Here is a 15,477-nt window from a genome sequence, read left to right as displayed (position 1 = left end):
CTGACGACCAGTTCGGTGACGAACGCCGCCTCGTCCAGCCCCCAGGCGGCCAGCTGCTCGCCGGCGGCCTGGCGGGCGGCGGCCACGCGCTCGGGGTCCGATGTGATGTCCCAGGTCGCGACCTGGTCCGTGCCCAGCGCGCGGGTGCGCGCCAGCAGCAGTGCGACGTCGTCACCGGGCTCCTCCGGAAGCACTGTCTTGAGCACCGTGTCGCACAGCATGTCGAGGGTGCCCGCCGGTGCGGACAGCGCCCGGCACAGCTCGGCGGTGGCGTGATCGACGTCGCGGTCGCGGTCCTCGATCAGACCGTCGGTGTAGAAGGCGAGCACCGAGCCCTCGGGCAGCTCCAGCTCGGTCGCCTCGAAGGGCAGGCCGCCGATGCCCAGGGGCGGACCGGCGGTCATCTCCACCAGGGCTGCGCTGCCGTCGGCCGGCAGCACCGCGGGCGCCGGATGGCCGGCCGCCGCGAGGTTCAGCCGCCGCGACACCGGGTCGTAGACGGCGTACAGGCACGTCGCGCCGAGCTCCGCCGCCTCGCCGCTCTCGTCGGAGGCGAGGTGGACGACGAGGTCGTCAAGGTGAGTGAGGAGCTCGTCCGGTGGCAGGTCTACGTCCGCGAGGGTGCGGACCGCGGTGCACAGGCGGCCCATCGTCGCCGTAGAGGGGATGCCGTGCCCGACGACGTCACCGACGACCAGGGCGACCCGGCTGCCGGACAGAGGGATCACGTCGAACCAGTCCCCGCCGATACCGGCCAGCGAATCGGAGGGCAGATAGCGGTGGGCCACCTCGACGGCGGCCTGTCCGGGCAGCCCTCGTGGCAGGAGGCTGTGCTGGAGGGCCAGGGCCGTGGCGCGCTCCCGGGCGAACCGCCGGGCGTTGTCGATACACACGGCGGCCCGGCTGGCGACCTCTTCGGCGAGGACGGTGTCGTCAGCGCCGAAGTCGTCCGGGTTGGCGATCCGCACGCCGACCACCACTCCGAGGGTGGTACCCCGCGCCCGCAGCGGCGCGGCGAGCATCGAGTGCGCGCCCTTGCGGTAGGGGCTGCCAGCGGGGGCGCGTGCGTTGCGCTCGGCGACCCAGCGCACGAAGTCCGGCTCGCCGGCCTGACTGACCACGGCCCGCCCCGCCCTCAGGGCTTTCGCCGGCGGGGAAAACGGTGAATAGGTGTCGGTGTCGCCCACAGGTATGGCGGCCTCAGGTGTTCCCTTCGTGCCGGATCCGTGCGCGACCCTGCGCAGGACGATGTCCCGCAACGGAAGGTCGGGCAGCCTCTCCGCTTCGAAGACCCACTCCAGCAGGTCGACGCTGGCGAAGTCGGCGTAGCGGGGGACCAGCAGCTCGATCAGCTCCTCGGCCGTGCGCACCACGTCGAGGGTCGTGCCGATCGAGGCCGCGGCCTCGTCCAGCAGGGCGAGACGTTGCCGGGCCCAGTACTGCTCGGTGCTGTCGAATGACGCGATGCCCACAGCCTGGACCTGACCGTGACCGTTCCGCAGCGGCCACATGTCGGTGGTCCAGGAGTGTTCCCGGTTCAGGGCGGGGGCCCCGGTGAAGCTCTCGTAGCGGACCGGGCGGCCTGTGGCGACGACCTGACGCAGATGATCAAGCCAGCCGCGATGCGCTTGGCGGTCCTCCACGCTCTCCGGGAAGTGCTGTCCCAACAGCGCCTCCTCCGGAACTCCCATGATGGCGCAGGCCACGTCGTTCAGCCGCATGTAGTGCTGCGTGGTGTCGAACACCGACATGGGCAAGGAGGCCTGCTGGAAGGCTTGACCCGCCACGGTCGCCTCCGGCCCGCCGGGAGGATCGGCGGTGATCACGTACCCGGACTGCTCCCCGCTCTCGCCGAGCACGGCGCAGGCGGTGAGGGCGAGCGGAACGGACGAGCCATCCCGGTGGCGCAGCACGACCATGCCTGACAGGTTCGCGACCGCGTCGGCCCTGACGTCCTCAGCCAGAAGTTCATGGGCCGGACGGTTCACCACCTCGTCGAACGTGTATCCCACCAGGTCGCGCGCACCGTCGCTCCAGGCCCTCACCACCCCCCGCATATCGACGATCGCCGCGGCGTAGACCTGTTCCATGGATTCAGCATTGTTCCTCTGTCCGGCCAGGGCAACCGAGACCAGAACATCACGACACCGCCGGACGGCGCCCTCATGACGCCTCCTCCAGCCCAGGTGCCCCCTGCCCGGGCAGGCGGGTGAGCGCGAGACGCACGAACGCCTGCGCGGCCGGTGAGGCCGGAGCGGGGTCGCGATGAGCGAGGGCCGGCGGCTGGAGCGCCTGCGGGTCGTCGAGGCGCAGGACGCAGTCGGCGTGGTCGCCCGGGACCGGGCATCGGGTGGTACGTCGCCGCACACCCCTGAGGCGGCAGGGGCGCACCAAGTGCGAGCCGGCCCGGCGGTGACGCAGCGGGACACTCCGGTGCGAGCCGGGTCGGATGACCGGCGGCACGACTCCCTGTACCAGGCGGGCCGCCGGTCACGGGACCTGACGGTCAGTCCGCCGAGTGCGGCGACGACGATCAGGCCGGCCGCGGCGTAGGCCAGAACCCACGGCGGAACGCGATCGGCGCAACGACCTCGTCGGCCGCTCGGCCACCTTCCGGCCGAGCTCGTCGCTCACCGCGAAGGAGTGGCCGGTGAGGCGAGGTCGGGCAGGGGGCGCCGGGCGACCTCGTGGGCGTCGTCCTGTGGGACGCCCAGCATGCGCAGGACCATCTCGGCGAGGTTCACCGCGGCCTCGTCGCCGTCCAGGTCGGGGCGGGCGAATCTCAGCTCCACCAGGGACAGCAGCGTTCCGCCCAGTGCGGACAGGGCGACCGCCGGGTCGACGGGGGTGAAGCGGCCGGAGGCGAGGCCGGCCTGGAGGTCGCGCAGCGCACGCCGGGCCAGGCCGTTGTCCGAGTGGATGTGGCCCATGCCGCGGTGGCGCAGGACCTGCATCAGCTCGGGGTGGGAGTCGGCCATGCGGGCGCTGAGCCGGAAGCCCGCCGCGACGAGTTCCGCGGGGTCGTCGATCTCCGCGAGGTGCTCGTCGAAGGTCTGGCCGAACTCCTCCAGGGCGTCCACCACGGCTGCCTCGAACAGCTCCGTCTTGGACTCGAAGTGGTTGTAGAAGGAGCCGAAGCCGACGTCGGCGCGCTCGGCGATCGCCTGGATGCTGGCGCTGGTGTCCCCGGTTTCGGCGAGTATCTGCCGGGCGGCGCGAACGAGCGCGCGACGGGTCTCGGCGCGGCGCCGCTCGAACCGGTTGCTGGACGGGGCTGACGTAGGCATGCACAGAGTCTAACCGCGGGGGCGATGACGACAGCATCTCTGATGGAATCATCATTTCATTTCGTGAAGGTCTTGACGACGTTACTGTCAAACTTGATGATTCCCTCATTGAGGCGATGCCGCTCGGAGGGCACCCATGTCTGAACCCCGCGTCCACGGGACCGACGTCAAAACGGCCCACCAGGACCTGCACAGCGACCAGGGCGCCCTGCGCGGCGAGCACCCCGGCCGCTCCCGCAATCCCGTCATCAAGGTGGCGGACCTGGCCTGGCTGGAGTTCGAGAAGCCCGACCTGGACCGGGCGGAGGTCTTCGCCCGCGACTTCGGTTTCGGTGTCGCCGCCCGCACGGAGCGGGAGCTGTGGCTGCGCGGCACCTTCCCGGGCTCGCCCTGCATGGTGATCCGGCGCGGCCGGAGTTCACGCTTCATCGGTCCGGCGTTCCGCGCGGCGGAGCGGGCCGACCTGGACCGGCTGGCGCGGGCCACCGGCTCCGCCGTGCGGGACGCGGACGTGCCCGGTGGCGGCAAGGCGGTCGGCCTGCTCGACCCCTCCGGCTTCCCGGTGCGAGTGGTGCATTGCGGTGAGCAGCTTTCTGCCCTGCCCGAGCAGCAGCCGCGGCTGCTCAACTTCGGTACTGCTCACCGTCGTACGAACACCACGCAGCGCCCGCCGCGCGAGCCGTCCCGCATCCAGCGGCTGGGGCATCTGGTGCTGGAGACACGGGTGTTCGCGCGGGCGCTGGACTGGTACCTCGACACCCTCGGCATGATCGTGTCCGACTTCCTGTTCCTGGACGGGCAGCGCGAGCGCGGCCCGGTCATGGCGTTCATCCGCTGCGACCTCGGCAGCGTGCCGGCCGACCACCACACGCTGGCCATGCACCTGGGGCCGGGCACCGGCTATGTCCACTCCGCCTACCAGGTCACCGACCTGGACTCGATCGCGGCCGGCGGTGAGTACCTCAAGGAGCGTGGCTACAAGCGCAGTTGGGGCATCGGGCGGCACATCCAGGGCAGCCAGCTCTTCGACTACTGGCGCGATCCCGACCACTTCATGCTGGAGCACTTCGCCGACGGCGACCTGTTCTCCTGCGACATCGAGCCCGGCTGGGCGGCCTTCTCGACCAGCGGGCTGGCCCAGTGGGGTCCGCCGGCCACGCGTGACTTCCTCGGTGCGACCCCCACCCCCGAGCGGGTCCGCCACGCCATCGAGGCCCTGCGCGACGACAACGAGATGGACATGGCGCGTCTGCTGGGTCTGCTCAAGGCCGCCAAGTCCTGAATCCTCAGCTCACTCACGAAAGAAACCGACATGAGCATCAACGTCCTGCGCACCGCCGACGGGTGGTGGGCGGTCCTCCCTCAAGCTCTCGACTCCGCTCCAGCAGGGGAGACCTCCATCGCCCGGGCCGTCCCGGTCGACACCAAGGCCGTCACCACCGCCGAACTGATCGCCGACCGGGCCGCCGTACAAGCGGCCACGCTCTCCGGTGAACCCGGCACACCCGTCGCCGACCTGGTCGCCCTCTCGCCGCTCACCACCCCCTGCCGGGTGGTCGCGCAGATGGTCAACTACCGTAGTCACGCCCGGGATTCGGGCTTCACCGGTGACATCCCGCCCGCCTTCTTCCGCAAGGCGTCCGGCTCGGTCAGCGGCCCCGGCGACGCCGTCATCCGGCCCCCGCATGTGAAGTTCCTCGACTACGAGATCGAACTCGGCCTCGTCATGGGCGCGCCGCTGCCCATAGGTACCCGAGTCGCCGAGCCGGACCTGCCCTCGTACGTCGCCGGGCTGGTCATCACCAACGACGTCAGCGCGCGGGACGTCCAGCTGACCAAGACGCAGTTCTACGAGAGCAAGTCGTACCCGACCTTCACGCCGACGGGGCCGTACCTCACCCTGCTGGAGCCGGAGGACTTCGCGCACCTCCTCGACCTGCGGCTGAAGCTGTCCGTCAACGGCGAACTGCGCCAGGACCGCACTCTCGCCGACATGATCGTCCGCCCGGCGCAGGCCCTGACCCTCCTGGCCCGCTTCCAGACCCTCGACCCCGGTGACCTGCTGCTCACCGGCACCCCCGGCGGTACGGCCCTCAAGGCCCCGCCGAAACCGGTCGAGAAGATCGGCGCGCTGCTGCCGCCCGCCGTCAAGTGGAAGGCGTTCTTCAAGAGCCAGGCGAAGAACCCGCACTACCTGCACGCGGGCGACGTGATCACGGCGACGATCGCGACCCCGGACGGCCGCATCGACCTCGGCGAGCAGCGTACGCCCGTCAAGGACGCGCAGTAGGGCAGAGGTGAGCCGCACATGACCGTCGAGCACAACCCGGCCGCCGTACCCGTGGTGATCATCGGGGCCGGACCCGTGGGCGTGACCGCCGCCCTCCTCCTCGCCCGGCGCGGAATCCGCAGCGTAGTCCTCGAACGCCACCAGGACGTCTACCCGCTGCCACGCGCGGTCGCCGCCGACGACGAGGTACGCAGGATCCTCCAGGCCGCGGGCGTGGGGGAGGAGTTCGCAGCCATCGCCCGCCCGGCGAACGGGCTGCGGCTGCTGGACGCCCGGCACCGGGTGATGGCCGAGTTCCGCCGCACCGAGCGCGGCCTGCACGGCTACCCGCAGACCAGCATGTTCGACCAGCCCGAGCTGGAACGACTGTTGCGCGCTGCCCTGACCCGGCGCCCGGAGTGCGAACTGCGGGGCGGTGTGGAGGCCACCGCCGTCGGACCGGACACGGCCGGCCCCGTGCGCGTGACCTACCGCGACGACGACGGCGAGCACCAGCTGTGGGCCGAGGCGGTCCTCGGCTGTGACGGTGCGGGCAGCCTCACCCGCGAGGCCATCGGCGCCGCATGGGAGGACCTGCGCTTCGAAGAGCAGTGGTCCGTCGTCGACGTCCGCACGACGGCGGACGTCCGCTGCTGGGAGGGCGTCGACCAGGTCTGCGACCCGGACCGGCCGGCCACCTTCATGCGCGTCGGTGAGGACCGCTACCGCTGGGAGTTCCGGCTGCGGGACGGTCAGGAGCCGGTCCGCGAGCTGATCGCCCCGTGGCTGCCGCAGTCGTACCAAGGGGACTTCGAGGTCGTCCGTGAGACGCAGTACACCTTCCGGGCACGAGTCGCCGACCGCTGGCGCAGCGGACGGGTCTTCCTCCTCGGCGACGCCGCCCACCTCACTCCGCCCTTCATCGGGCAAGGCCTTTGCGCGGGCTTGCGGGACGCCTACAACCTCAGCTGGAAACTCGCCCGGGTCCTGCAACAAGGCGGCGAGGAAGCGCTGTTGGACACGTACGAGAGCGAGCGCAAACCGCATGCCCGCCATGTCATCCGGCTCGCGGTCGCCATGGGCTGGGCCATGACCGGCGGCCAGGACGGCGCCGCCGCGGTGCGCCGCAGGCTGCTGGCCGCAGCCTGCCGCATACCCGCGCTCACCACGGCGGCCGGCCGCGACCTCAGCCCGCCCCTGACCACCGGGCCCCTCGTCCGACGCCGTACTCGCAGGGGCTTGGCGGGCACCTACTGTCCGCAACCGTGGATCACCGCCGACGGGCGGCGTACCCGCCTCGACGAGCTGCTCGGCGACTCCTTCGCCCTCCTGACCGCCGCCGAACCCGGACCCTCGCTGAACGCCCTTGCCCACGGGCTCGGCATCCGTGCGATCCCCGTCACGGACTTCGGCGACGACGGCACCCTCGCCGCCTGGCTGCGCACGGGCCGGGCGGACGCCGTACTGCTGCGTCCCGACCGCATCGTCATGGACATCGTCCCGGCCGGCGGCGCCGACTTCACGGACACCTCCGCCTGGGCGTCCCTCCTGCACACCACGCGCGGCCCCCACCCTTCCTCCCGGACCGTCGACAACAGCCTGCTGAGGAGCGTCACACGATGAGCGTGCCCGACCCCTTCCTGACGCCTGATCCGCAGGTCGTCGCGGACAGCCACATCATGGACTTCGCCCGCCACATCGGGATGCCCGGCTCCGACTACGCCACCTTGCACCGCTGGTCGGTCACCGATCTGGAGGGCTTCTGGGGTGCGGTGTGGGAGTACTTCGACATCGACGCGGACACCCCGTACGAGCGGGCGCTGGCGGAGGAGCGGATGCCCGGCGCCCGCTGGTTCCCGGGCGCCACCCTCAACTACGCGCACCACGCCCTGCGCAACCACGCCGACGACGCCGTGGCGGTCATCGCCCTCGACGAGACCGGCTCCTGCTACGAGGTGACCGCCGGCCACCTGCGCGCCCAGGTCGCCTCGGTCGCGGCCACCCTGCGCGAGCTCGGCGTGGGGCCGGGCGACCGGGTGGTGGGCTATCTGCCCAACACGCCGCACGCGATCGTCGCGTTCCTGGCCGCCGCGAGTCTGGGCGCCGTGTGGTCGGTGTGCGGGCAGGACTACGCCCCCAAGGCGGCGGCCGACCGGTTCGCCCAGCTCGAACCGACCGTCCTGGTCGCCGCCGACGGCTACCTCTTCAACAGCACCACCTACGACCGCCGCGACGCCGCCCTCGAACTCGCGGCCGCGCTGCCGACATTGAAGGCCACCGTGCTGGTGGACCACGTGGGCCTGCCGTGGATGGCGCGGGCGTGCCCGTCCTTGATCGTCCCGTGGGAGGACGCCTCCACCCGCACCGAGGAACTCACCTGCGTCCCGGTGCCGTTCGACCACCCCCTGTGGGTCGTGTTCTCCTCCGGCACCACCGGCCTGCCCAAGGGCATCGTCCACGGCCACGGCGGAGTCCTGCTGGAGCATCTCAAGACCCTGGGCCTGCACTCCGACCTGGGCGCCGGCGACCGCCTGCTCTGGTACACCACCACGCACTGGATGATGTGGAACCTCGTCGCCTCGACCCTGCTGACCGGCGCCACGACCTGCACGTACGACGGCAGCCCGGCGCCCCTCGCGAAGCCCGACGTCCTGTGGGAGCTGGCCGCGCGTCACCGGGTCACCGTCTTCGGCACCAGCCCCCAGTACCTGCTCGGCATGGAGAAGTTCGGCATCGACCCGTCCGTCCACGACCTGTCGTCGATCCGCGTGGTCGGCTGCACCGGCTCCGCCCTGCCTGCCTCCGCCTACCCCTGGGTCCGTGACCACGTCGGCGAACGCGTGCTGCTGGCCTCCATCAGCGGCGGCACCGACGTCGTCTCCGGCTTCGCGGGCAGCGCGCCCAACACACCTGTCTGGGCGGGACAGTTGTCCGCACCCCACCTGGGGGTGGCGCTGGCCGCCTTTGACGCCGAGGGCTTCCCCGTCGTGGACCAGGTCGGCGAACTCGTCGTCACCCGCCCGATGCCGTCCATGCCGCTGTCCTTCTGGAACGATCCCGACGGCACCCGCTACCGCGACGCCTACTTCTCCTTCTATCCCGGTGCGTGGCGCCACGGCGACTGGATCACTCTCACCTCCCACGGCTCGGTGATCGTCCACGGCCGCTCCGACAGCACGCTCAACCGCAACGGCGTCCGCCTGGGCAGCGCCGACATCCACGATGTCGTCGAACGCCTCCCGGAGATCGCGGAGGCGCTGGTCATCGGTGTGGAGGAGCCGGGTGGCGGATACTGGATGCCGCTGTTCGTGGTGCTCGCCGCCGGCGAGACCCTGGACGACGCCCTGCGCGAGAGGATCAGGGAAGCGATCCGGACCGGCGCCTCACCCCGCCACGTCCCCGACGACATCCTCGAGGTCCCCGGCATTCCGCACACCCGCACCGGCAAGAAACTCGAAGTCCCCGTCAAACGCCTCCTCCAGGGCGCCCCGGCCGAACAGGTCGTCAACCCCGCAGCCGTGGATGCCCCCGAGCTCATCGACTATTACGCCCACCTGGGCGCCGGACGCAGGGACCGATCGGCATGACGACCGCACAGACCACCCTCGCCGTCACGCTGTCCCTCGTCCTCCTCCCTCTGGGGCTGGCGAAGATCGCCGCCGTGCCGTTCATGCGTGAGGCAGCCACGCACCTCGGCATGTCAACGGGCCTCTACCGAGTCGTCGGCACCCTGGAACTCGCCGGAGCCGCGGGACTGCTGCTCGGTCTGGCTTCGGCCCCGCTCGGCGTGGCCGCCGCTGCCGGGCTGGCTTTGCTCATGGTGGCTGCCGTGGTGGTGCACCTGCGCCAAGGCGACCCGCCCGTGCGGGCCCTGCCCGCCGCCGTGCTGGCTGTGACGGCGGTGGCGTACGCGGGGATGGCGCTCGCGGCCGGCTGACGGCTCGGGTGAGGTCCCTGACGCACCTGGACGACCTTGGCGGGAACTCGCCGAGGCCGCGCTCCCGTCAGCCGTCCATGGACCAGTCGGCCCCGACACGCACCGTCATGTCTCACGCTCTCTCACCGCACCTTCAGGAGGTCACTTCATGCCCATACATGCGGAGATACCCGTCTACCACCCCGATCTGTACTCGGCCTCGGCCATCCGCGACACGTATCCGCACTACGCCGCGCTGCGGGCACTCGGCCCCGTGGTCCGGCTGAGCAAGCACAAGGTCTACGCCCTGCCACGCTATGCCGAGTGCAAGCAGGTACTGCTGGACGACGACACCTTCGTCTCCTCGGGTGGTGTCGCCCTGAACCCCGTCGCCAACTGTGTGGGCCAGGGCACCACACTGTTCAGCGACGGCGATGACCACGCCCGCCGCCGCTCCCTCCTCGCACACCGGCTCACCCCCAGGGCACTGCGCACGATGCAGGACACGGTCGAGAAGCAGGCCGCCACCGTGGTCGCGGCCGCCGTCGCCCGCCGGACGGTCGATGCCGTCGAGGTCGCCACGGCTCTGCCGATGGCCGTCGTCCCCGACCTGGTCGGCTGGCCCCGGCAGGGCCGCGAGCACCTGCTGCGATGGGCCGGCGCCACCTTCGACGCCTTGGGCCCGTTCAACCGCCAGGCGGTGCGCACCCTCCCGGCGTCCCTCGGCATGCTGCGCTACGCGCGCAGTGTCGTGCGCGACCGGTCCGTGCTGGACGGCAGCATGGGGCACGACCTGCTGCGTGCCGCAGACGAAGGCCGCATGATGCCGGACGAGTGCGCCACGATGATGATCGACTACCTGGCGCCGTCCCTGGACACCACGATCAGCGCCATCTCCAGCGCCCTGCACCTGTTCGCCACTCACCCGGAACAGTGGGGCCTGCTGAAGGCGGACCCGGACCTCGTGCCGCAAGCGGTCAACGAGGTCGTCCGCTACGCATCCCCGATCCGCGCCTTCTCCCGGACCGCAGCCCACGACACGGAACTCGCGGGAATCCCCCTGCCCAAGGGCTCCCGGGTGCTGGTCCTCTACGGCTCCGCCAACCGCGACCCGCTGGAGTGGGACGACCCGGACACCTTCGACATCCGCCGCAACGCCGCCCGCCAACTCGGCTTCGGGCAGGGCACCCACGGCTGCGCCGGCCAGGGCCTGGCCCGCATGGAGACCTCCGCCATGCTCCGCGCCCTGGTCGACCGCGTCGACCGCATCGAGGTGGCCGGCACACCCGAGTGGGCCCTGAACAACGTCATCCACCGCCTCGAGAGCCTGCCTCTCGAACTCATCCCCGCGTGACCCCCACGCCTGACCGTTCCGAGGACAGCACCATGAAGGTCTCCGTCGACTACGCGCGCTGCGAAGGCCACGGCCTCTGCGCCGAGCAGGCCCCCGGCGTCTTCAGCCTGGACGACGACGCCGAACTCACCCACCACTTCGAGGGCGCAGAGATACCCGACGAGCATCGGACCGCCTCGCGCGCGGCGGTCGACACCTGCCCGGTCTCCGCCCTGCGAGTCCTGTCGTGACCGCACCGCGCTCGGTGCTCGTCGTCGGCGAGTCACTCGCCGGCACCACAGCCGTCCGCCACCTGCGCACCCTCGGCCACACCGGACCGGTCACGCTCATCGGTGCCGAGGAGCACGGCGCGTACTCCCGCCCGCCCCTGTCCAAGGTGGTCCTGAAGGACCCGGCCGCGGACCGGACCCTGGGCCTGGCCCTCGACGGACTCGACGTCGACGTCATCCGCTCGGCCGCCGTCGCGGCCGACACCCGGCGCCGCACCGTCACGACCGCCGACGGCCGTCGGGTCGGCTACGACGCGCTGATCGTCGCCACCGGCGCCGACGCCCGCCGGCTCGCCGCCTCCGGGCAGCGGGGCGAAGTCGTCCTGCGCACCCTGGACGACGCCCGCCTGCTCCGCGCCCGCCTGGCGGACGCCGGCTCGGCGATCGTGGTCGGTGCCGGTTTCCTCGGCATGGAGGTGGCCGGCGCCTGCGCCGCGCGCGGTATCCCGGTCACCGTCGTGGACGCCGACCGGCCGCTGCGACGCATCCTCGGCGACCACCTGTCTGCCGAGATCACCGCGCGTGCCGCGGCACACGGCATCCGCTTCGTACAGGCCACCGGCTTCGTCACCCTGACCGGCGACCCCGTGCGCGGCGTGGCGCTCCCGGACGGCACCGAACTCACCGCGGACCTGGTGGTCACCTGCGCCGGAGAAGTACCCAGCGTCGGCTGGCTGGCAGGGACGGGCCTCGCCGACCGCCTCGGCGTCGGTATCGACGATGCCTGCGCCACCACGGTGCCCGGCGTGTTCGCCGCCGGCGACGTCACCTACCTCCGCGGCGACGGCGCACGACCCGGCCGGCGTGCGCCCTTCTGGTCCAACGCCGTCGCCCAGGGCAGGACCGCGGCGGCCTCCGCTCTCGGTCTCCCTCCGCCAGGACCAGCGCAGGACGACTACTTCTGGACCGAGGTCGCCGGTCTCACCGTCAAGATCGTCGGCCGCCTGCCGCTCCTGGGCGAACCGACCACGGTGCAGGGCAGCGTGGCCGACGGACGCGCGCTGCTGACCTGGACCCATGCCGACGGAACGTCGACGGTGGTCGCCTACGGACTGCGCAAACCCGTCGCCGCGCTGCGGGCCTTGGCGGCCACGTCTTTGCCGCCGTCACCGTGACGGCGGCAGATGAGCGTCGCGACGTGAGGACGATGCGGGCGCGTACATGGCCGGGGCGCCCTTCCGCGGCGCACCCGGCCGATCAAGCCGGCCCCCGGGAAGCGCGCCTGTCGCGTCCACTGCGACCTGGTCGCCTCGCTCATGGCCTCCCCCCGCCCGGGGACGGCGGTGCCCAAGGCTTTCCGCGCGGTGCGCAGACGCCGCGCTGAGCGCGAGCCGCACGCCTCAGGGGCGCACTGCCGATGCTTTACGCACACGCGCTGTCGGCGTGGACTTCCGCCAGGTCACGGACGCTGCACCGGAGTTGCTGCCACTCCACGTGCTGGGGTCGGCGTCTGCGCACTGTCGAGTACGCGGTGCACCCGGGGCGGTGGACCGCTCTCGGCGGTCTGGGCTCCTCCCAGAGCAGTGTCACTTTGCAGGAAGGTGATCCGGTGGCTACCCTCCTACTCAACAATGCGATTAGGTGCATAGTTGCCCACATGATCGTGTGCCACTTCCAGCGTTGAGACGAGAGGCGGTCCGCCCCGTGTCGAGCAGTGCGTATCTGCGCTATGTCGCCTTGGGTGACAGTCACACAGAGGGGCTCGGGGACGGCGACGAAGTCCGTGGTCTCCGGGGCTGGGCGGACCGGCTCGCTGAACAGGTCGCCCGCCACAGCCCCGGCTTGCGCTACGCCAACCTCGCGGTGCGCGGCCGTAAGGCCGGTCAGGTGCGCGCCGAGCAGCTCGGTGCCGCTCTCGCGATGAGGCCCGACCTCGCCACCGTGGTGGCCGGCGTCAATGACGTGCTGCGTCCGAGCTGCGACCTCGACGAGGTGGCCGGTCATGTCGAGGCGATGTTCGCCGCCCTCACCGCGCAGGGCGCCACCGTCGCGACCCTCATGTTTCCCGACGTCGGGCGCATCACGCCGTTGGCCCGCCCGATCGGTCACCGCGTTCTCGCTCTCAACGTGCGCATTCGGGAGGCAGCCGACCGCCACGGCGTAGTGGTCGCGGAGACGGCAGCGCACGCGGCGGCGACCGATCCGCGGCTGTGGAGTGCCGACCGGCTGCATGCAGGCCCGCTGGGGCACGCGCGCATCGCCGCAGCCGTGGCCCAGGCGCTCGGTCTGCCCGGCAGCGACGACAAGTGGGCCCTGCCCCTTCCGGTCGCGGGGATGGACGTCTCTCCCTGGAGGGCCGTGGGTGCCGAACTGCGCTGGGCCGGCACCTTCCTCGGCCCCTGGATCGGCCGCCGCCTGCGTGGCCGCTCCTCCGGCGACGGCCGTCAGGCCAAGCGGCCGGCGCTGCTTCCGGTGGCATTGCCCGCTGGGGACACCTCCCCAGCGGCGTGATGCTCTGGCCTGCGGCGATGCCGGTGGCTCCTCGTACTGAACCCCCGGTCGGTCGGTACTTGGGCAGAGTGCAAGCCACGCGGGCCGAGCAGCCCGTCGCCGTGCTCATGGTGTCGGCCGACCCGGCGGTGGCGTGGGTCGGCGGCGGGCATCCGCTCGACTCGCGAAGCGGCCCGGGCCTGAGTGCCGTCTCCCTGTGACTCCAGGTACCGCCCCAGGTCAGCTGTCGGCCCGGAGCGTTGCCGTGCGCTGTTCGAGCCTGCGCAGCGCCATGTCCCCCCACTGGAGATTCTCCCGCTCGAACGACATTCCGCGCAGCAGGGTGAGGTAGGGGCCGATGCGCTCGGCCTCGGCGAAGTACGCCTCCTCGGAGCGCCCGTCGAGCAGACGTTGCCGGAGTCGTTCGTAGCGGGCCAGCTTGGCGGTGGCCCACTCCATGCGTTCGGCGATGGCGGTCCGGACCGCTTCCATGTCGCCCGCGTCCAGGCACTGCACCTTGACCAACAGCTCGTCCCGGATGACCGCCGGTTTGCCCAAGGGCTCGGCGGTGTAGGCGCGGACGGCCTTCCGCCCCGCCTCCGTCAAGGAGAACAGGCGCTTGTTGGGGCGTCGCTCCTGCTCGACGACGCGGGCCGTGACGAGCCCTTCGGCCTCCATGCGCTCCAGCTCCCGGTAGAGCTGCTGGGGCGTCGACATCCAGAAGTTGGCGACCGTCGCGTCGAACGCCTTCGCCAGGTCGTACCCGGACGCCTCGCCCTCCAACAGTGCGGCCATCACCGCGTTCCGCAAAGCCATGGACACACGCTAGCACCGCTGTGATTACTCAACGAAGTGAATGAAGGCCACCCCGTCCTTGTGGACAAGCCCTGGTGAGCCAGCTAGCCTCATGGACATCTATTCAATTTGTTGCCTATGAGAGGCGGGTTCTCGTGCATCCCTTCCGTAAAGCTGTCGAGAGCGGCGACCTGGACGCCGTGGCCGCTCTGCTGGCCGACGACGTCGTCTTCACCAGCCCCGTCGCCTTCAAGCCGTACCCGGGCAAGGCCATCACCGCCGCGATCCTGCGCGGCGTGTCCCGGGTCTTCCAGGACTTCACCTACATCCGCGAGATAGCCAACCCCGACGGCCGCGACCACGCCTTCGTCTTCACCGCCACCGTCGCCGGCAAGCATCTCCAGGGATGCGACTTCCTGCACTTCGACGACAACGGGAAGATCGACGAGTTCACGGTCATGGTGCGCCCGCTCTCCGCCGCCCAGGCACTCTCCGAGGCCATGGGCGCCCAGTTCGAGCAGATCGCCCGAGAGGCCGCGGCCGAGCAGTGACCGCGGCAACGGACCACGACGCGGTGGTCCTCGGCGCGGGCAATGCCCCACTGGCCACCGCCGCACCCCCCAACGCGCAGGGCCGCGCACCCTCTTGTGGAGCGCCACAACGTCTCCGGGGCTGCGCCACCTCCTTCCGGCGCGGACGCTTCGTCACCGGCCACTGATCCTCAGGCCTCGGAGAGCCGCCCCGCACCAGGCACCGGCTTGTCGTGACCGCGCCGGCGCCCGCGGTCTCACCGATGTGATCCGAGCAGACCCGTCACAATCCGCTGCTTGAGCCCGAGCTGCCGGCGACGCCTCTGGAGCCCCGGGGGCTGGCGTGCTGCAACGACTTCCCACGCTGCATGACGGCTTGGTGCTCGGCCTGTCGTCTTGTGCAAGTTCCACAGATGTTGGTGGCTCCGCGGGCGCGCCTCGGGGCTGCTCCAGGGTGTCGTGGCTGCCCACCACGCTGGTTCTGTCAGCGGACTGAGCCGCCTCCCGCACCCGGGCCGTGCCCTCTCGTGCCCGGGGAGGCGAGCATTCACCTCACGCAATTGTCTGACCGCTGTCCACCACTGTAGGGGGATCTACAGCGCGAAACGACAAGGGACTGGCTCAACT

General features: G+C 71.3%; 15 protein-coding genes. 11 read left to right on the top strand and 4 right to left on the bottom strand.

Annotated features, from left to right (window positions below):
• The 3 genes from GTY56_RS24925 to GTY56_RS24915 all read right to left on the bottom strand — a co-directional run.
• Window positions 1-2,090, bottom strand: a 2,090-nt coding sequence (locus tag GTY56_RS24925; RefSeq protein WP_161367560.1) for a SpoIIE family protein phosphatase, incomplete at its 3' end; no start/stop codon positions are given.
• 73 nt (window positions 2,091-2,163) lie between these two features.
• Window positions 2,164-2,367, bottom strand: coding sequence for a hypothetical protein (locus tag GTY56_RS24920; protein ID WP_237525013.1), 204 nt, complete (start codon window positions 2,365-2,367; stop codon window positions 2,164-2,166).
• A 263-nt stretch (window positions 2,368-2,630) separates the two neighbouring features.
• Window positions 2,631-3,287, bottom strand: coding sequence for a TetR/AcrR family transcriptional regulator (locus GTY56_RS24915; protein ID WP_161367559.1), 657 nt, complete (start codon window positions 3,285-3,287; stop codon window positions 2,631-2,633).
• Between the two features lie 136 nt (window positions 3,288-3,423).
• Between GTY56_RS24915 and GTY56_RS24910 the strand changes: the two genes are divergently transcribed.
• The 10 genes from GTY56_RS24910 (at window position 3,424) to GTY56_RS41190 (ending at window position 13,746) form a co-directional block, all read left to right on the top strand.
• Window positions 3,424-4,569 carry a VOC family protein gene (locus GTY56_RS24910; protein ID WP_161367558.1) on the top strand — a complete coding sequence of 382 codons (1,146 nt, stop codon included), beginning with the start codon at window positions 3,424-3,426 and terminating at the stop codon, window positions 4,567-4,569.
• Between the two features lie 30 nt (window positions 4,570-4,599).
• Window positions 4,600-5,577: a fumarylacetoacetate hydrolase family protein gene (locus GTY56_RS24905; RefSeq protein ID WP_161367557.1), complete on the top strand. Its 978-nt coding sequence runs from the start codon at window positions 4,600-4,602 to the stop codon at window positions 5,575-5,577.
• An 18-nt stretch (window positions 5,578-5,595) separates the two neighbouring features.
• Complete coding sequence (locus GTY56_RS24900; protein ID WP_161367556.1) at window positions 5,596-7,179, top strand: bifunctional 3-(3-hydroxy-phenyl)propionate/3-hydroxycinnamic acid hydroxylase MhpA; 1,584 nt, start codon at window positions 5,596-5,598, stop codon at window positions 7,177-7,179.
• Entirely contained in the window at window positions 7,176-9,143 is a 1,968-nt protein-coding gene (locus GTY56_RS24895; protein ID WP_202510686.1) for an acetoacetate--CoA ligase, read from the top strand. The genes GTY56_RS24900 and GTY56_RS24895 overlap by 4 nt, the downstream gene beginning before the upstream one ends.
• A complete protein-coding gene (locus GTY56_RS24890) occupies window positions 9,140-9,493 on the top strand; it encodes a DoxX family protein (protein ID WP_161367555.1) in 354 nt (117 codons plus the stop codon). Before GTY56_RS24895 ends, GTY56_RS24890 begins: the two co-directional genes overlap by 4 nt.
• Window positions 9,494-9,641: 148 nt before the next feature.
• Window positions 9,642-10,826 (top strand): cytochrome P450, encoded by a 1,185-nt coding sequence (locus tag GTY56_RS24885; protein WP_161367554.1) that lies wholly within the window; start codon window positions 9,642-9,644, stop codon window positions 10,824-10,826.
• Window positions 10,823-11,056 (top strand): ferredoxin, encoded by a 234-nt coding sequence (locus GTY56_RS24880; RefSeq protein WP_524540141.1) that lies wholly within the window; start codon window positions 10,823-10,825, stop codon window positions 11,054-11,056. Before GTY56_RS24885 ends, GTY56_RS24880 begins: the two co-directional genes overlap by 4 nt.
• A complete protein-coding gene (locus GTY56_RS24875; RefSeq protein ID WP_161367553.1) occupies window positions 11,053-12,210 on the top strand; it encodes an FAD-dependent oxidoreductase in 1,158 nt (385 codons plus the stop codon). The genes GTY56_RS24880 and GTY56_RS24875 overlap by 4 nt, the downstream gene beginning before the upstream one ends.
• 529 nt (window positions 12,211-12,739) lie before the next feature.
• Window positions 12,740-13,546, top strand: a complete 807-nt coding sequence (locus GTY56_RS24870; protein ID WP_161367552.1) for a GDSL-type esterase/lipase family protein — start codon at window positions 12,740-12,742, stop codon at window positions 13,544-13,546.
• 68 nt (window positions 13,547-13,614) lie between these two features.
• On the top strand, window positions 13,615-13,746 hold the full coding sequence (locus GTY56_RS41190; RefSeq protein ID WP_272923394.1) for a hypothetical protein: 132 nt from the start codon (window positions 13,615-13,617) through the stop codon (window positions 13,744-13,746).
• Between the two features lie 19 nt (window positions 13,747-13,765).
• On the opposite strand, the gene GTY56_RS24865 is transcribed toward GTY56_RS41190, so the two are convergent.
• Entirely contained in the window at window positions 13,766-14,341 is a 576-nt protein-coding gene (locus GTY56_RS24865) for a PadR family transcriptional regulator (RefSeq protein WP_161367551.1), read from the bottom strand.
• Window positions 14,342-14,475: 134 nt separating this feature from the next.
• Between GTY56_RS24865 and GTY56_RS24860 the strand changes: the two genes are divergently transcribed.
• Window positions 14,476-14,871 (top strand): nuclear transport factor 2 family protein, encoded by a 396-nt coding sequence (locus tag GTY56_RS24860; RefSeq protein ID WP_161367550.1) that lies wholly within the window; start codon window positions 14,476-14,478, stop codon window positions 14,869-14,871.
• Window positions 14,872-15,477 lie beyond the last annotated feature (606 nt).

The organism is Streptomyces sp. SID5643 (assembly GCF_009872555.1).
Classification (GTDB): Bacteria; Actinomycetota; Actinomycetes; order Streptomycetales; family Streptomycetaceae; genus Streptomyces; species Streptomyces iakyrus.
The sequence above is the reverse complement of the archived record's forward strand: the minus strand, read 5'-3'. Positions and strand labels throughout refer to the sequence as shown.

What these genes read in the sequence shown, in the direction of transcription:
- GTY56_RS24915 (WP_161367559.1), bottom strand. Translation starts at nt 3,287, where the DNA reads ATGCCTACGTCAGCCCCGTCCAGCAACCGGTTCGAGCGGCGCCGCGCC.
- GTY56_RS24890 (WP_161367555.1), top strand. Translation starts at nt 9,140, where the DNA reads ATGACGACCGCACAGACCACCCTCGCCGTCACGCTGTCCCTCGTCCTC.
- GTY56_RS24895 (WP_202510686.1), top strand. Translation starts at nt 7,176, where the DNA reads ATGAGCGTGCCCGACCCCTTCCTGACGCCTGATCCGCAGGTCGTCGCG.
- GTY56_RS24905 (WP_161367557.1), top strand. Translation starts at nt 4,600, where the DNA reads ATGAGCATCAACGTCCTGCGCACCGCCGACGGGTGGTGGGCGGTCCTC.
- GTY56_RS24885 (WP_161367554.1), top strand. Translation starts at nt 9,642, where the DNA reads ATGCCCATACATGCGGAGATACCCGTCTACCACCCCGATCTGTACTCG.
- GTY56_RS24900 (WP_161367556.1), top strand. Translation starts at nt 5,596, where the DNA reads ATGACCGTCGAGCACAACCCGGCCGCCGTACCCGTGGTGATCATCGGG.
- GTY56_RS24865 (WP_161367551.1), bottom strand. Translation starts at nt 14,341, where the DNA reads ATGGCTTTGCGGAACGCGGTGATGGCCGCACTGTTGGAGGGCGAGGCG.
- GTY56_RS24910 (WP_161367558.1), top strand. Translation starts at nt 3,424, where the DNA reads ATGTCTGAACCCCGCGTCCACGGGACCGACGTCAAAACGGCCCACCAG.